The organism is Kribbella amoyensis, from assembly GCF_007828865.1.
Taxonomy (GTDB): Bacteria; Actinomycetota; Actinomycetes; order Propionibacteriales; family Kribbellaceae; genus Kribbella; species Kribbella amoyensis.
Genome location: NZ_VIVK01000001.1, coordinates 2,502,114 through 2,517,611 on the forward strand (window position 1 = coordinate 2,502,114; position 15,498 = coordinate 2,517,611).

The 15,498-nt window shown below is 72.8% G+C and carries 11 protein-coding genes; 6 read left to right on the top strand and 5 right to left on the bottom strand.

Annotated elements, in window-relative coordinates:
* Window positions 1–4: 4 nt before the first annotated feature.
* Genes FB561_RS11955 through FB561_RS11970 form a run of 4 tightly spaced genes read right to left on the bottom strand, consistent with a single transcriptional unit; the run spans window position 5 to window position 5,407 of the window.
* Complete coding sequence (locus tag FB561_RS11955) at window positions 5–1,642, bottom strand: right-handed parallel beta-helix repeat-containing protein (RefSeq protein ID WP_145806042.1); 1,638 nt, start codon at window positions 1,640–1,642, stop codon at window positions 5–7.
* Window positions 1,642–2,289: a helix-turn-helix transcriptional regulator gene (locus tag FB561_RS11960; protein WP_145806044.1), complete on the bottom strand. Its 648-nt coding sequence runs from the start codon at window positions 2,287–2,289 to the stop codon at window positions 1,642–1,644. The genes FB561_RS11955 and FB561_RS11960 overlap by 1 nt, the downstream gene beginning before the upstream one ends.
* Window positions 2,286–3,575 (bottom strand): hypothetical protein, encoded by a 1,290-nt coding sequence (locus tag FB561_RS11965; protein WP_145806046.1) that lies wholly within the window; start codon window positions 3,573–3,575, stop codon window positions 2,286–2,288. The genes FB561_RS11960 and FB561_RS11965 overlap by 4 nt, the downstream gene beginning before the upstream one ends.
* Window positions 3,572–5,407: an AfsR/SARP family transcriptional regulator gene (locus FB561_RS11970; protein ID WP_170284639.1), complete on the bottom strand. Its 1,836-nt coding sequence runs from the start codon at window positions 5,405–5,407 to the stop codon at window positions 3,572–3,574. Before FB561_RS11970 ends, FB561_RS11965 begins: the two co-directional genes overlap by 4 nt.
* Window positions 5,408–5,460: 53 nt before the next feature.
* On the opposite strand from FB561_RS11970, the gene FB561_RS11975 reads away from it, so the two are divergent.
* From FB561_RS11975 to FB561_RS12000, 6 genes are all read left to right on the top strand, one after another.
* The gene (locus tag FB561_RS11975; protein ID WP_202880595.1) at window positions 5,461–6,129 is read left to right on the top strand and encodes a response regulator transcription factor; all 669 of its coding nucleotides are present in this window, start codon (window positions 5,461–5,463) and stop codon (window positions 6,127–6,129) included.
* Entirely contained in the window at window positions 6,126–7,379 is a 1,254-nt protein-coding gene (locus tag FB561_RS11980) for a sensor histidine kinase (RefSeq protein ID WP_145806050.1), read from the top strand. The genes FB561_RS11975 and FB561_RS11980 overlap by 4 nt, the downstream gene beginning before the upstream one ends.
* Window positions 7,380–7,473: 94 nt before the next feature.
* Complete coding sequence (locus FB561_RS11985; protein ID WP_145806052.1) at window positions 7,474–9,813, top strand: fibronectin type III domain-containing protein; 2,340 nt, start codon at window positions 7,474–7,476, stop codon at window positions 9,811–9,813.
* Complete coding sequence (locus FB561_RS11990; RefSeq protein WP_145806054.1) at window positions 9,810–10,772, top strand: AAA family ATPase; 963 nt, start codon at window positions 9,810–9,812, stop codon at window positions 10,770–10,772. The genes FB561_RS11985 and FB561_RS11990 overlap by 4 nt, the downstream gene beginning before the upstream one ends.
* A 19-nt stretch (window positions 10,773–10,791) precedes the next feature.
* The gene (locus FB561_RS11995; protein WP_145806056.1) at window positions 10,792–11,928 is read left to right on the top strand and encodes a DUF58 domain-containing protein; all 1,137 of its coding nucleotides are present in this window, start codon (window positions 10,792–10,794) and stop codon (window positions 11,926–11,928) included.
* Window positions 11,929–11,951: 23 nt separating this feature from the next.
* Window positions 11,952–14,132, top strand: a complete 2,181-nt coding sequence (locus tag FB561_RS12000; RefSeq protein WP_145806058.1) for a transglutaminase TgpA family protein — start codon at window positions 11,952–11,954, stop codon at window positions 14,130–14,132.
* Here the strand turns inward: FB561_RS12000 and FB561_RS12005 are convergent.
* On the bottom strand, window positions 14,086–15,477 hold the full coding sequence (locus tag FB561_RS12005; RefSeq protein ID WP_170284640.1) for a serine/threonine protein kinase: 1,392 nt from the start codon (window positions 15,475–15,477) through the stop codon (window positions 14,086–14,088). The two genes, FB561_RS12000 and FB561_RS12005, sit on opposite strands and share 47 nt — an antisense overlap.
* Window positions 15,478–15,498 lie beyond the last annotated feature (21 nt).

Consider the following 15,498-nt stretch of genomic DNA (forward strand, 5'->3'; position numbering starts at 1 on the left):
GATTTCAGGGGCCGGCGGCAACCAGGACGTCGTCGGCCAGGAGAGAGCGGAGCTCGTCGGTGGTGGGCATCCGGCCGAGGGAGCGGAGGCGCTGGGACTGGGCCTTGCGCATCCCCTCGACCAGGCGGCGGGCTTCGCGGGCGTTGCCGAAGTTGGCGCCGTGGGCGATCCGGTCGAAGTACGCGGTCAGCGGGTTCGCGGCCGCCGGGTCGAGCAGGTAGTCGCCGCCGGCCACCATCCGGTCGGTGATCAGCAGCAGCTCGTCGGCGCTGTAGTTCTCGAACTCGATCGTCTTGGAGAACCGCGAGCCCAGCCCGGGGTTGGCGGCCAGGAAGTCGGTCATCTCCGCGGTGTACCCGGCCACGATGATGGCGATCTCGTCCCGGTGGTCCTCCATCAGCTTGACCAGCGCGTCGATCGCCTCCTGGCCGAAGTCGCCGCCGGTGCCGGCCGACCGGGACAGCGTGTACGCCTCGTCGATGAACAGCACCCCGCCCAGCGACTGCTCGAACACGGTCGCCGTCTTCTCCGCGGTGTGGCCGATGTACTGCCCGACCAGGTCGCGACGGGACACCTCGGTGAACGACCCCTGCGGCAGCACGCCGAGGGACTTCAGCAGCTTCCCGTACAGCCGGGCGACCGTGGTCTTCCCGGTCCCGGGCGCGCCCGCGAAGATCAGGTGATGGCTGACCGCGCCGACCGACAGGCCGGCCGCGCGCCGCCACTCGTTCACCTGGATCTCGTCGACCAGCGCGCGCACCTCCGCCTTCACGCCGGGCAGCCCGACCATCCCGTCCAGCTCGGCCAGGAACTCCTCCAGCGGTCCACCCTTGTCGGCCGGGCGGACACTCGCCCGCTCGATCACCTCGACCTCGGCGCCGTCGGGGACCAGGATCGCGGGCTGACCGGTGTTGTCGGTCCGGCAGCCCTCGACGGTCCCGCCGCAGCCGGGGGCGAAGGCGATCCCGGAGCCCCGGGTGTCGTGGACGGTGACCCGGCGCAGGACCGGCGTACTGCCGTGGGCGACGCCGATGCCCTCGGTCCCGGTGTGCGCGATCTCGGTGTCGGTGATCTCTGGGCGGCTGTACTGGTACACGTAGATGCCGCGGCCGCCGCAAGCCGTCACGGTGCAGCCACGGACCAGCGGATCGGAGCCCAGGGCAACGACGATGCCGTCGCCGGAGATCTCGCGCACCGTGGTGTCGAGGATCCGCCCGCTCGCCCCCTCGACCACGATCCCGGTCTCCGCGCCGGTCACGGTGCACCGGTCCACCGTGAACGCCGTACTCGCGTGCACGCTGATCGCCGGTCGGGTCTTGCTGGTGACCGTGCACTGCTCGAGCGTCACCGTCGTCCGGTCCGCCGAGACGGCCAGGTTGTCGCCGGCCCGGATCTCCAGGCCGCGGACGGTCAGCTCACCGTCGACGGTGCGCAGCGTCGGCCAGTCGGCACCAGTACCGTCCAGCACCACGGTCGCACCCGCCTCGGCCTGCAGGGTCACTCTGCGACCCGTCAGCTCCAGCGTCTCGGCGTACGTCCCGGCGGCTATCGCGACCGTGGCTCCGTCGGGCGCCTCGAGCAGAGCGGAGCCGATGGTCGGACAGGCGCCGGGACGGTCGGCGGCGACGGTCAGGATCCGCATCAGCTGGCCCGGTCCAGCAGCCAGCCGCGGTCGGCCGCCTTGACGCCGGCCTGGAACCGGCTGCGCGCGCCGAGCCGGCTCATGATCTGCGAGACCATCCGGCGCACGGTCCGGACCGAGATGCCGAGCTGGGCGGCCGCCACCTCGTCGGTGACGCCGAGGGCGAGCAACCGCAGCATCTCCCGGTCCCGCTGGGTCAGGTCGGTGTCGACCGGGGTGTCGCTGTCGGACAGCGGGACCGCGTCCGGCCAGACCCGCTCGAACAGCTCGGTCGCCGTCGCCACCACGCTGTTCAGGCGCAGTACGGCGACACTGCCGTTGGACGAGTCCGCCGGCAGGACCGCGATCGCGCCGTCGATGATCAACGCGTTCAGCGGGACCTGCGGCATCGTCCGGACGGCGACCCCGGCCACGGACATCGCGCCGAGGTGCCGGCACAACGTCGGCGCGGTCCGGGCCGTGTCCGGGTAGATCGCGCGGTACCGCAGCCCGGGCCGGACGTCGCGCGGCCCGAACGCCGGACCGGCCGGGGTGAGGTTGCTCATGGCAACCACCTCGTCGCGGGCCTCGGCGAGCAGGGTGGCGATGCCGTCCTGGGCGGGGATCTGATGGAAGGCGGCGGGACGGTTCAGCAGCGTGACGGTCATGACAGGGAGACCCCCAGAGGTAGCGTGGCGGCGACCCCGGCGGGGTGCCGCCCGTCAAGGCGTTCCGGCTCCACTCCGAACGAGCGAGCCAGCGTGGTCAGGACGGAAACGGCGGCGTCGAGCGTGGCCGGGTGAGCACCGGCGACTCGGAGTACAGCGTCGTGCTGGACCGGGCCGGTGGTGGTCCGGTCGGTGTCGGCGGCCGCGGTGACGGTGACCGCGAGGGTGTGGGCACAGCCGGTCGCGGTCCCGAGCAGCGCGTCGACCAGAGCCTGCGCGGCGGGCCGCGGCAGCGCGGAGTACCCGGCCATCCGTAGGCAGACCTGCTGGATCGGTCCGGCCGCCCAGCTGCCCCAGCGTTCCCGGAGTTGCCCGCGGCCCGCGTTCACATGGGCCAGCGCGCTCAGCGAGGCGAGGGTGTCGTCGATGTCCAGCGGCATCTGCCCGAGCTGGTCGCGGTCGAGCTTGCGGACCAGGCGGCGGACGGTGTTCGCGAGGATCGGGCCGAGCTGCTCGTCGGTGGCGAAGTCCGGGGTCCGCCGGGCGGCGACCGCGATCCAGCTCCGCGGCGAGCGGTCGTGCTTGGTCCCCCTGTGCAGGACGAGCTGGACCGACACGGCGACCGGTTGCTCGTCGGCCGCCTCGGTCACCGCGACCAGCCGCGGCAGGATCTCGTACTGCGCGTCGGCGCCGACCCGGATCACCACGTTCACCACGTCCGGCCGGCTGAGCAGCCCGTACGGGTGGTCGCGCACAACGATCGAGTCCACCGACGTCCGGCCGCGGAAGACCCCGACCAGGTCGAGCGCGGTGCTGCCGCCCAACTCGAACCGGTGCCGGCGGAACAGGAACAGCAGGAAGATCCCGATCCACCGGTAGAGCCACAGCCCGCGGACCCGGAGCGCGGTCAGCAGGATCACCGTCAGCGCGCCGAGGGTGGTCAGGACGAACACCAGCCGCGAACCGGCCGAGGCGGCGCCGATCAGGACCACGGCGACCTGCCAGGCGATGACCTGGCCGACCCGGATCGCTCGCTCCGGCAGCGTCGGTTTGTCGTGGCTCGGGGTCGGCGCGGTCGGCTCCTCGACCAGGTATGACCTGGACGCGAGCTGGCCGCCGAGCGCGGCCTGCGCGGGAACCGGCCGCTGGGCGGGCCGGTGCTCGGGGATCGCGACGGCTCGGGCGATCGGCTGACCGACGGACGTGGACCGCGGGACGGCGGGCGCGGTCCGGTTCCCGGTCTCGGCCTCGGCCGGTGCCGTGGCCGCCGCCGGCGGGGGCCTCATGCGACCCTCGGGTCGTCGGGGGAGACCAGCTCGAGCCGGGTTCCGGCCGGGATCCGGATCCGGTCGGCCGCTGCGGTGACGTCCGCCGGGCTCTCGACCGTGGTCAGCCAGCGGTACGCGTGGTCGCGGACCACGGGGTGGACCGAGAACCGTCCGGGGGCGGGCTCCGTGACCAGGTGCAGGTTCAGCAGCGCGTCGACCATGGGCTCCACTTCCGTCGGCTCGGCGCCGGCCAGCCGCGCGGCCCGCCGGACGTCGAACGCAGGGGTCAGGGCCAGCAGGCGGTACAGCCTGCGGACCGGATCGGGCAGGGCCAGGTACGTCTGGTCGAAGGACGTGTGGACGTCGGCGAGCTCGCGCAGCCGCGTGGTCCGGTCGTCGAGGCCGGCCGTGATCCGGGCCGCGGTCCAGGGCGGCAGACCGTGGATCCGTTCGGTCAGCAGGCGCAGCACGCCGGGGTGACCGGCCGACCAGTGCAGGATCTGCTCCGAGTCGGTCAGCCGTTGGGCGGTGACCTGGTCGAACGCGTCCAGGGTCACGGCGAGGTCCCGGTCGAGGCCGGACAGGCGGCCGCGGCTGGTGACGAGGACGACGGAGCCGGGCGTGTTCGGCAGCAGCGCCCGGACCTGGCCGGCGTCGGCGACGTCGTCGAGGACGAGGACGACCCGCAGTCCGAGCGAGCGCCAGCAGGCGGCGCGAGCGGCGGTTGTCGATGGCAACTTCAGGTCAGGGCGGACCGCGGACAGCAGTTCGCCGAGAGCATCGGTCGCCGTGAGGGAGTCGGACCGATGGGTACGGAGATCCAGGTGGACGAGGGCGTCGACGCCCCCGATCCGCGCGGCCGCCTCCAGCACCAGCGCCGTCTTCCCGATCCCCGGCATCCCGTCGACCGTCACCACCCGGACCCGATCCGCGGCACCCGGCTCGGTCAGCAGCCGCAACTCGGCCTCCCGGCCGACGAACCCCGCCAACCGCGGTGGCAGATCGGACCAGACAGGCAGGGTCGATTCGGCCGGCACGGGGGCGGCCGGGTTCGCCGGGGTGGTTTCGTCGGCGAGGAGTTGCTGGTGGAGGGCGGTCAGTTCCGCGCTGGGCTCGATGCCGAGCTCGCGGATCAGGACCGAGCGCGCCCGCTGGTACGCCGCGAGCGCCTCGTGCCGGCGGCCAGTACTGCGCAGCGCTCGCATCAGCCGGGTCCAGGCGAGTTCGCGCAGCGGGTCCTCTTCGGTGATCGCCTTCAGCCCCGAGATCGCCTCCGCGGACCGGCCGAGGACGAGCTGCGCCTCGGCGAGGTCCTCGCGCAACGAGCGGTGCAGCTCGGTCAGCCGCTCGACGGCCGAGCTGGCGTCACCGGTCAGCCCTTCGTACGGGCAGCCGCGCCACAACCGCAGCGCCCGGTCGATCAGCTCGGCCGCGCGCGTGGCTGCGGGAGTCGGTTCACCCTGCCCGGACCGGATCCGGCGCAGCAGCTTGTCGGCGCGATCGGCCAGCGCGGCCGCGTCGTCGGCGTCCAGCTCGCCGGCGCCGACCAGCACCCGGTACGCCCCGGGCCGGCTCTCGATCCGCTCCTCGGGGAGGGCACGGCGCAACTGCCAGACGTAGGTCTTCAGGTTCCGCTGGGCGGACGCGGGTGTGTCGCAGCCGGCCCAGACCGCCTCGATCAGCTGGTCGGTGCTGACCCAGGCGTTCCGGTGCAGCAGCAGCAGGGCCAGCATCGTGGCCGGCTTGCCGCCGCAGACGTCGACCGGCCGGCCGTCAGGGCCGTCGACCTCGAGCGGACCGAGGACCCGGAACGCCAGCCGGGCCGGTGTGTGCGCCGAGTGACCGTTCATGACACATACGATCCAAGTCGACGATGACATTTCGATGACACACGAGGACCCGCGTGCGCGTACTGGTGGTAGAGGACGACGAGGATCTGCGGATCGGGATCTCCGCCGGGCTGCGGTCGGCGGCCCTGGCGGTGGACGGCGTCGGTGATATCGCGGCGGCCGACGAGGCGCTGTTCGTCAACGCCTACGACTGCGTGGTCTTCGACCGGATGCTGCCCGACGGCGACTCGATCCTGTACGTCCGGCACCGCCGGCAGGAGGGCTGGGCGGTTCCTGTCCTGTTCCTGACCGCGCGGGACACGCTGGCCGATCGGGTGCAAGGCTTCGAGCACGGGGGTGACGACTACCTGGTCAAGCCGTTCGCCGTCGCCGAGCTGACCGCGCGGGTGCTCAGCCTCTGCCGGCGCGCCGGGGTCGGCCGGCCACCGGTGCTGCGCTACGACGACGTCGAGGTGGACACCGGACGGCGGGAGGTCCGGCGGGCCGGGGTGCTGCTGACCTTGACCGCGAAGGAGTTCTCCGTGCTGGAGTACCTGATGGTCCGGCCCGAGCAGGCGGTGACCCGGTCGGAGCTGATCGAGCACTGCTGGGACGCCGCCGCCGACCCGATGTCGAACGTCGTCGACGTGACCATCCGGCGGTTGCGGACCAAGCTGCGGCAGCCGGAGCTGATCCGGGCGATCCGCGGCCAGGGGTACCGGCTGACCAAGGCGGCCGGATGAGGAGCCCCGCGGTCGAGCGGTTACGCCGGTTGCGCTGGCGGCTGACCGCGATCTTCACGGTCATGAACACACTCGCGTTGGTGGTGCTCGCGCCGCTGGTGATCGTCCTGGACGCCGACCGCACGTCCGGCCGGACCGACAACGCGCTCGAGGTGGTCACCCAGTCGGTGGCCCGGCTGATCACCGACGACGGCACTCTCGGCCTGGACCAGATCCCGCGCGACCCGCTGGCCAACGACTGCCCAGCCTTCGTCGTCCTGCCCGGTGGTGCGCCGTCGTTCCCGGTCCAGCAGAGCCGCAAGCCGTGTACGCCGATCGACCGCAGTCTGCAGGACGAGCTGGCCGGCCAGGCGGTTGCCGGCGGCACCAAGGTCCGCGCGGACCGGGAGGCCCCGGACGGTACGCCGGTGCGGTTGCTCGCGTTGCCGTTCAAGGATTCCAGCCAGCGGTACGCCGGGGCCGTGGTCGCCTGGGCGGAGACCTCGTCGGAGAGCGACCGGCACCGGGATCTCGTCGTCACCGTGGTGATCAGCTGCGCGGTTCTGATCGGCGCCGCCGCGCTCGGGGGGTACTGGTTGTCCGGGCGCGCGATCCGGCCCGCGGCCGCTGCCCTGGAGCAGCAGGAGGTGCTGCTCGCCGAGACCGCGCACGACCTCCGGACCCCGGTCGCCGCCCTGCGCGCGCTGGCCGAGACCGCTGCCAACGATCCGGCCCAACGGACCGAGTTGTTGCCGCGGACCGTCCGGCTGGCCGGGCGGATGGGCGACATCATCGACGGCCTGCTGGTCCGGGCCCGGCTCGCGGCCGGCGTCGAACACCTGTCCACGCAGCTGATCTGGCTCGACCAGCTGGTCGCCGGGGTCGTCGAGGACACCCCGGCCGGCGCTGCGCGGGTCACGGTGATCACCGCGCCGACGAAGGTCCGGGCCGACCCGACGCTGATTTCCCGGGCCGTCGGCAACTTGTTGAGCAACGCGTTGCGGCACGGCGTCGGGCCGTCCGGGCACGCGGTCGTCACCGTCACGGTCGCCGACGGCCGGGTCACCGTGGCCGATCAGGGCCCTGGGGTGGATCCGACCGTCCGCGACGACCTGTTCGAGCGGTTCACCAGTGCGGCCGGGTCGTCCGGGCTCGGGCTGTCGATCGTGCGCTGGGTCGCGCTCGCGCACGGCGGCGATCTCAAGGTGTACAACGGCGACGAGGGCGGGGCGATCTTCGAGTTCAGCCTGCCGGTGGCGACCGAGCAGTAACGTTCGCGCTCGCGGGCAACGGATTTCCGGTCGCGACGCGCGCTGGACCGGATCTGGATGGCCGCTGGACCAGGACTGACCTAGCCTTCCTGCTGTGCACCCGTTCACCGAGCTGCGCCGACGCTTCACGCAGCGTGACCGTGCCGCCGAGGACGGCCGCGGCCGCGTTGCCGAGACCCGCCGCGCCCGGGCCGCGCTGGCAGCGGTGGTGGCGGGGTGCGTCGCGGTCACCGGGATCGCGGTGGCCGGTGCCGGGAACGCGGCGCCGGGGGTGACGTTCAGCAACCCCGGCCGCTACATCTACAACAGCACCCTCGGCCGGATCCTGCACGTGAACGGCGAGACCAAGAACGTCGACACCCAGATCCCGTTGCCAGGTGCGGGTCCGGGCACCCAGGTCGTCGAGAACGACCAGAACGGCTATGTCCTGGCCCGCGGCCGCACGTACGAGTTCGGCAAGTCCAGCCTCGAGGTCGGCGATCCCGTCCCCGCACCGCTCGACGAGCTGCCGGTCGGCCTGGAGGCCGGGGCGGCGGCGTTCGCGGTGTACCGGGAGAACGGCCGGATCGTGCGCTTCTCCGGCCGGCCCGCGGTCGCCGACGTCGGCGTCGAGCTGGGGCAGCCGGTGGTCACCGGCGCGGGCACGCTGTGGGTGCACCGGCCCGACAACGGGCAGCTGTGCCAGCTGACGCTGGAGGCCGAGCGGCTCGCCTGCCCGGCGAAGGTACCGGTCGGGCACAGCGGATCGTTGGTGGTCGTCGGCAACGACCGGGTCGTCTTCGTGGACACCACCGGCCGGGAGATGTACGCGGTCGACGACGACGGCCTCGGCCGGCAGATCCCGTTGCCGGTGGCCGATCTCGGCGCCGACGCGATGATCGCCGCCAACGACGTCGGTGGCCGGCTCGCGATCGTCGACCGCGGGTCCAACGTGCTGCACCTGGTCGGCACCACCGAGCTCACCGACGGCAAACCGGACACCGAGCCGATCCGCAAACCGCTGCGCAAGGGCAAGTACGAGCGGATCGCCTCGTCCGGGACCAGTCTCGCGCTGATCGACGACACCAGCAGCACCCTGCTCACCCTGGACCGCAACGGCGAGGAGCGGGCCGCCAAGACGATCCCGGCGCCGTCGGCGAAGGCGAAGGTCGGACCGGACGACAAGGCCGGCCTGTACCGGGGCGGCGACTCCCGGCTGTACGTCGCGAACCGTTCCGGCGAGAAGGTGATGCTGGTCGACGACAGTGGCGACGTGGCCGCGGTCGACACCAGCGACACCGGCCGGCCGGTGTCGCCGAAGCCGGACAGGCCGAAGGTCGCCCCGACGACCCGGCCGACCCAGCCGCCGCAGCCGCCGCAGACCCAGGAACCGCCGGTCCCGCCGAAGACCAAGAAGCCCGAACCACCCCGGCGTCCGCAGGACCGGCCGACCCAGGCCGACCCGCCGGACAAGCCGGGGAACGACACCACCGAGCGGCCGCCGACCCGCAAGCCGGCCAAGCCGACCACGAGGCCCACGCCGGACAAACCGAGTCCGCCGGCCAAGCCGGTGGTCCGAGCCGGACGTCCAGGCGCGCCGCGTTCCGTCTCGGGCAAGGCTGGGACCAACTCCGCGTTCGTGAGCTGGGACGCCGCTGCCGCGAACGGCGCCTCCGTGACGAAGTACCAGGTGACCTGGAGCGGCGGCAGCAGGACGCTGAGCGCGTCGGCCCGCAGTGTCACGCTCACCGGCCTCACCGGTGGGACGGGCTACGTGTTCACCGTGAAGGCGACGAACCGGGTCGGCGTCGGCCCGGGCGCGAGTACGGCGCGGATCGTGCCGACCGGCGGGGCCGCGGACGCACCCGTGCTGCGGGTCAGCCCCGGCGACAAGAGGATCACGGTGACCTGGAGCCGGCCGGACACGCACGGCGGCACCCTGGTGCGGTACCAGGCCCGCATCGGCGGACCCGCGGTACTCAAGAGCTGGAGCGGGACGACGACCAGTCACACGTTCACCGGGCTGAGCAACGGCGACACGTACCTGGTCGAGGTGTGGGCCGTCACCCGCGATGCCTCGGGCAAGGAAGTCCAGGGCAAGACGGCCAGCCGCGCCGTCGATGCCGGCGGCAGCTCGTCCGAGCCGCAGCTGACCGCTTCGCGCGGCGCGGCGACGAGCCACGGATCCGGGGACGAGGCCTGCGAACCACCGGGGTGTGCGTTCATCAAGGTCGTGGGGACTGGGCTGCAGCCGAACACGCGGTACAACTTCCAGCCGTACACCACGCAGTGGCAACCGTCCAACCCGGGAGCGACGTTGAGAACTGATGCCGACGGCAACATCACCATCGACGACCGGTTCGCCACCGACGCGCCCGGCCAGCAGGTCTGGGTGGTCGCCACCGATCCCGACGGCAACAAGATCACCTCGAACAGGTTCCGGTGGCCGTCGTGAGCGCGACGATCCCGCCCGGTGAGGCGTACCGGCTGGTCGCGGACAACCTGCAGCGGGTGATTCACGGCAAGCCCGAGGTGGTCCGGCTGGTGCTGACCGCGTTGTTCGCCGAGGGTCACCTGCTGATCGAGGACGTGCCCGGCCTGGGCAAGACGACGCTGGCCCGCTGCCTGGCCCGCAGTATCGACGCGGGCTGGAACCGGATCCAGTTCACCCCCGACCTGCTGCCCGGCGACATCACCGGCGTGATGGTCTACCACCAGGGCTCGGAGTCGTTCGAGTTCCACCCCGGCGGCATCTTCGCCAACGTGGTGGTCGCGGACGAGATCAACCGCGGCACCCCGAAGACCCAGTCCGCGCTGCTCGAGGTGATGGCCGAGCGCCGGGTCACGGTCGACTCGGTGACCCGCGCGGTGCCGGACCCGTTCCTGGTGATCGGGACCCAGAACCCGATCGAGATGGAGGGCACGTACCGGTTGCCCGAGGCGCAGCTGGACCGCTTCCTGATGCGGATCGCGATCGGCTATCCCGACCACGACGCCGAGGTCCGGATCGTCCTCGGCGACACCGGCCGGATCGGGCCCGAGTCGCTCAGCCCGGTGATCGACGTGGCCGCCCTGCGGAACGCGATCGCCGCCGTCCGCTCGGTCCACGTGGACCCGGCCATCAGCTCGTACGCGGTCAAGCTGGTCGCGGCGACTCGGGAGCACTCCGCCGTCCGGTACGGCGCGAGTCCGCGTGGCAGCATCGCCCTGGTCCGCGCGGCCCGGGCGTACGCCGCGACCGACGGGCGCGCGTTCACCACTCCGGACGACGTCAAGCAGGTCGCCCAGTCGGTCCTCACTCACCGCCTCGTCCTCACGCCCGACGCGGAGCTGAGCCAGCGGCCGCCGTCCTCGGTCGTGGACGAGGTGCTGGACGAGATCCCCGCGCCGACAGCGAGCGCCGGACTGGCCTGATGAGGAGGGCCGGGTCGGTATGCGGCTGACCGGACGGGGATTCGCGGTCCTGGCCGGCGCGATCCTCGCGTACGTGGTCGGCGAGCTGGCCGGCTGGGCGTTGTTCCGCGCGATCGGCGGACTCGGGCTCGGCGCGATCGTGGCCGCGGTGCTGCTGACGGTTCGCCGGCCCCAGGTGAGCGTGCAGCGGGAGCTGTCCCCTGATCGGGTCGAGCGCGGCCGGTCCGCGTTGGCCACCTTGCGGGTCCGCAACGCGCAGGATCGGTGGCAATCCTCGTTCATGGCGTACGACGCCGCCGGGACGGAGCAGCGCGAGGTCCGGATCCGGCGGCTCGCGCCGACCGCCGAGGCGACGTACCGGTACGAGCTGCCGACCGTGCGGCGCGGCCGGATCGAGGTCGGCCCGCTGGTCCTGGAACGCAACGACCCACTCGGTCTGGCCCGCAACCGGGTCGCCACGGGCGAGACAGCGACCTTGTGGGTGCACCCGAAACGGCACCCGACCAGGACCCTGGTCGCGGGCCGGCCGCGGCACCACCACATCGGCCGGACCGCCGACGACTCGCTGCGCGGCTCGGCCGATCTGCGGGACGTGCGCCCGTACGTCGTCGGTGACGAGGTCCGGCACCTGCATTGGAAGGCGTCCGCGCGGACCGGGCAACTGATGATCCGCGACTACGTGGACCCGGACCAGCCGCGACTCACCGTGCTGCTGGACACCAGGTCGGAACCGTTGCCGGACGAGCTGTTCGAGGAGGCGGTCGAGGTCGCCGCCTCCGTGCTCGTCACCGCCGCGACCTCCGGACACCGATGCCGGCTGCTCACCTCGGCCGGCCTGGATCTCGGCGTCGGCGGGAGCGGTGCGGCGCCTCGGCAGTTCCTGGACGAGCTGTGTCTCGTCGAGCAGCGGGACGACCGGGCCGGACTGTTGCCCCCGGCCCTCACCACCGGACCGTCCAGCGGTGGCGCGATCGTCGTCGTCACGGGTGCCCGGGGGACGGCGAACGACCTGGCCCCGTTGCTCGTCCGGTACAACGCGGTGACCGTGCTCGGACTCGGCCCGGTGCACGGCATCGCGCCGATCCTCGGGGCCCGGGTCGTGCTCGCGGCCGACGCGCGGGAGGCGTTGCAGCAGTGGAGCGGGGTGATCTCGTGACCTCACGGCGCAGCGTACTTGCGGTGATCGGGGCGGCGGTGCTCGGTGGTCTGTGCTTCGCCCCCGTCTTCGGTCTACGGTCCTTGCTGCTGCCGATCCTCGTACTCGGTGCGATCGCCTTCGCGGTCACCGAGCTGTGTCGCGCGGTACCGGCTGCCGCGCCGTGGCGGCCGTTGTTGCTGGTGGTGGCCGGGTTGCTGGGCATCACCGAAACGGTGCTCTGGGCAACCACCATGGCCGGCCTGCCGACCGCTTCCACACTGCGCTCACTGAGTCACGGCCTCGGCGCCTGGCGGCTCACCCTGGAGTCCACCTGGCCGGCCCGGCCTGATCCCGATCTGCTGGTCTTCGTCCCGATGCTGGTGCTGCTGGTCTGCCTGCTGGGGATCGAGCTGCTCGGCCGGACCCCAGCGCTGGTCCCGCTCCTGCCGGCGATCGTCCTGGCCGGGGTCAGCCAGGCGTACGTGGCGCTAGCCGGCATCGCGGCCGTGGTGGTTGCCCTCGGCTACGGAATCGCGCTGGCCGCGTTGGTGGCTCCCGAGCGGCCGGGCAGGACGACGACGCGGACCGACCCACGCAGCCGCGGCGTCCGCGTTCTCGCGTTGATCCCGGGAGCCGCCGCGGTGGTGGTGGCCGCGATCGTCGGTGCGGTGGCGGTCAGCGCGGCCGATCCGGCGGGAAGGACGCCGTACACCCTGCAAAAGGTGCAGAGTTCGTCGGCCCAGCAGGGTCCGCAGACCAGCCCGCTCGATGACCTGGCCGGTCGGCTGACCAAGGCGAACGCGGCCAAGCCGGTGTTCCGGTACCGCGCGGACGTGCCGGTCGATCGATGGCGGCTGATCGCGCTCGAGGACTTCGACGGGGTGAACTGGACGATCGGGCAACCGTTCCTGCGATTGGGGTCGGAGCTGGATCCGGGGGCCGAGGTCCGGGTCCCGGTCACCCGGCGCGAGGCGCGGATCGAGTTCGCCGACCTGGAGGGGCCGTGGTTGCCCTCGCAGGCGTTGCCCGCCGCGGTCCAGGGCGCCACCGAGCCGCTGGTCGAACCCGTTGGCGGGACGCTGATGACCGCGGAGCCGCCCGACCGGTACACCCTGAGCTGGTTCCAGCCGTCGGTGGACGCGAAGTTCCTGCTCCGCGCGGGTGTCGACCCCGAGGCCGCCGGACTCGGCGACCTGGGCGCGATCCCGAACGAGGTGGCCGCGCTGGCCGAGCGCGCGCTGGCCGGCCGGCAGGCGACCTTCGCGACCGCGCTCGCGCTGGAGAACTACCTGCGCACGAACTACGCCGTGGCCGCGACGGACCCGTTGCCGACCGGGCACTCGTGGCCACGGTTGCAGCGGTTCCTGATCGGCCGCGAGCCGGGGACCAGCGAGCAGTTCGCCGCGGCGTACGTAGCGATGGCCCGCGCGAACGGGATCCCGGCCCGCCTGGTGGTGGGCTTCCGGGCTCCGCCGGAACGCGACTCCGACGGCTGGTACACGGTCCGCAACGGCGACGCCCTGGCCTGGCCCGAGGTGGCCGTCGACGGAGTCGGCTGGTGGCCGCTGGACCCGTCCGGACGAGCGAAGACGGGCAAGCCGGTGGTCCCGGGCAGTGCCGAGGACGTCACCGAGCAGGCCCGCGCCGAGGTCCCGCCGGCCGATCAGATCCAGGATCCCGAGGTCGAGCCGCCGCCGGCCGCGGATCCGCCCGGGCGGACCTGGAGCTTCGGCGTCCCGGTCGCCGGGTTGTTCGCGGCCTCCAGCGCGTTGCTGCTGCTCTGGCTGCTCGGGGTCCCGACGGCAAAGTGGCTCAGGGCAACGATCCGGCGACGTCGGCAGGGGACGGCGGGCGTGGTGGGTGCGTGGTCCGAGGTCCGCGACCGGCTCCGCGCGTACGGCGTCCCGGTGGCCCCGGGGATGACCGTGCGGGAGCTGTCCGACGAGGCCGACGAGTTGCTCGACCAGCGGGCCGCGGCCGGTCTCTCGACGGTGGCCGAGTGCGTCGACCTGGCGTTGTGGTCAGGCGCTGCGCCGGACGCGGAGCTGACGGCACGGGCGTGGTCCGGGGTCCGCGAGGTCAAGCGCGGTCTGCGGACCCGGCCCTGGACCGAACGCGTGCAGGCCGCCCTGGAGTTGCGGAGCCTGGTCTGGCGATCGTCGAGGCGGGCCTGGGTCAGCGGCGTCGGCAGGTGGCGCCGCGGAGTGGTTGCGGCTCGCTGATGTAGATCGCGGTGCCGTCGGTTCCCTGGACCTCGAAGCAGTACTTGAGTCCGGGGACCACCTGGACCGTCTGCGACGTCCCCGACCCGCGGTACGTCGTCTGTGCACCGGAACCGCCTTGCTGGGCGATGTTGAGCGCGTACGTCAGCGGCTTCGAGCTGGTCCACTTGAGGACCACCGAGGTGCCCTTGTCCTGCGGGGGTTGCAGGACCAGCTGCACCGCGGGAGTCACCGTCGGCCCCGGGGACGTGGGCGTCTGCTCGGGCCGGGCCGGTTCGCTGGACGAGGCGGCCGGGACCTGCGGGGCCGTGCCGGAGTCGGGATCGTCCCCGGCCGACGGCCACACCATCACCACGAGCACCGCGAGGACGGACGCTGCGGCCCCGGCCCCGATCAGCAGTTCCTTCGGGATCTTGGGGCGTGACCGCTGAGGAGCGGGCGGCGCGACTCGGGCCACCGGCCGGGGCGCGGGCGACGGTCCGTGGTCCATCGTGCGGACCGCGGCGACCTCGTCGCTGAAGTCGTCGAAGTCGTGCTCCTTGTCGTCGCCGCGTGCGTCCACGGCGGTCAGCAGGTACTCGAGGACGCGGACCACCTCGGCGGCGTCCGGGCGGTCGGCGGGCTCCTTCGCCATCATCCGGCGCAGCAGCTCGATCAGGTCGCGCGGGACGTCCCGGCCGGTGACATCGGGAACCGGGTCGCGCAGGACCCGCAGGACCACGTCGCCCGCGTTTTCGCCGGTCCGTGGGGAGAACGGTGCGTGACCGGTGAGCGCGAAGTACAGGACCGCGCCGAGTCCGTACACGTCGGACTGCTCGGACAGTTCACCGTCGCGGAGGACCTCGGGAGCGGTGTATCCCGCGACGGCGGTGAGGTCGCGGGGGAAACGCAGCCGCAGGGTCAGGCCGAAGTCGCCGAGGACGGGCTGGCCGTCGGGGCGTTCGAGCACGTTGGCCGGGGTGATGCCGCCGTGCACCAGGCCGAGCGGGTGCGCCTCGGCGAGGACCGACGCGAGGATCTGGCCGAGCGTGACCACGTCGCGGATCGGCAGCGGTCCGCGGGCGACGAGCTCCCGCAGCGACTGCGGACAGAACTCGGTCCGGAGCCCGGTGCGTCCGTCGGTGAGCTCCTCCAGCGCGTCCACGGTGAGGATCGACCGGACGGTGCGGAGCTCGGCCAGCTTGGCCTGTTCGACCTCGATGCCGTGGTACGTCCGCCGGTCCAGCGGGCGCGGGTACACCTTGAGCGCGGCCGTCCTGCCGCCGGCGCGCGGTGCCATCAGGAAGAGGGCGGCGACCGGGCCGTCGGCACGCGGGACCAGGGACTGGGGCGAGATCTCGGCCATCGTCGTCATCATCGCATCCGA

What these genes read in the sequence shown, in the direction of transcription:
- FB561_RS11965 (WP_145806046.1), bottom strand. Translation starts at nt 3,575, where the DNA reads ATGAGGCCCCCGCCGGCGGCGGCCACGGCACCGGCCGAGGCCGAGACC.
- FB561_RS11955 (WP_145806042.1), bottom strand. Translation starts at nt 1,642, where the DNA reads ATGCGGATCCTGACCGTCGCCGCCGACCGTCCCGGCGCCTGTCCGACC.
- FB561_RS11970 (WP_170284639.1), bottom strand. Translation starts at nt 5,407, where the DNA reads ATGAACGGTCACTCGGCGCACACACCGGCCCGGCTGGCGTTCCGGGTC.
- FB561_RS11960 (WP_145806044.1), bottom strand. Translation starts at nt 2,289, where the DNA reads ATGACCGTCACGCTGCTGAACCGTCCCGCCGCCTTCCATCAGATCCCC.
- FB561_RS11995 (WP_145806056.1), top strand. Translation starts at nt 10,792, where the DNA reads ATGCGGCTGACCGGACGGGGATTCGCGGTCCTGGCCGGCGCGATCCTC.
- FB561_RS11980 (WP_145806050.1), top strand. Translation starts at nt 6,126, where the DNA reads ATGAGGAGCCCCGCGGTCGAGCGGTTACGCCGGTTGCGCTGGCGGCTG.
- FB561_RS12005 (WP_170284640.1), bottom strand. Translation starts at nt 15,477, where the DNA reads ATGGCCGAGATCTCGCCCCAGTCCCTGGTCCCGCGTGCCGACGGCCCG.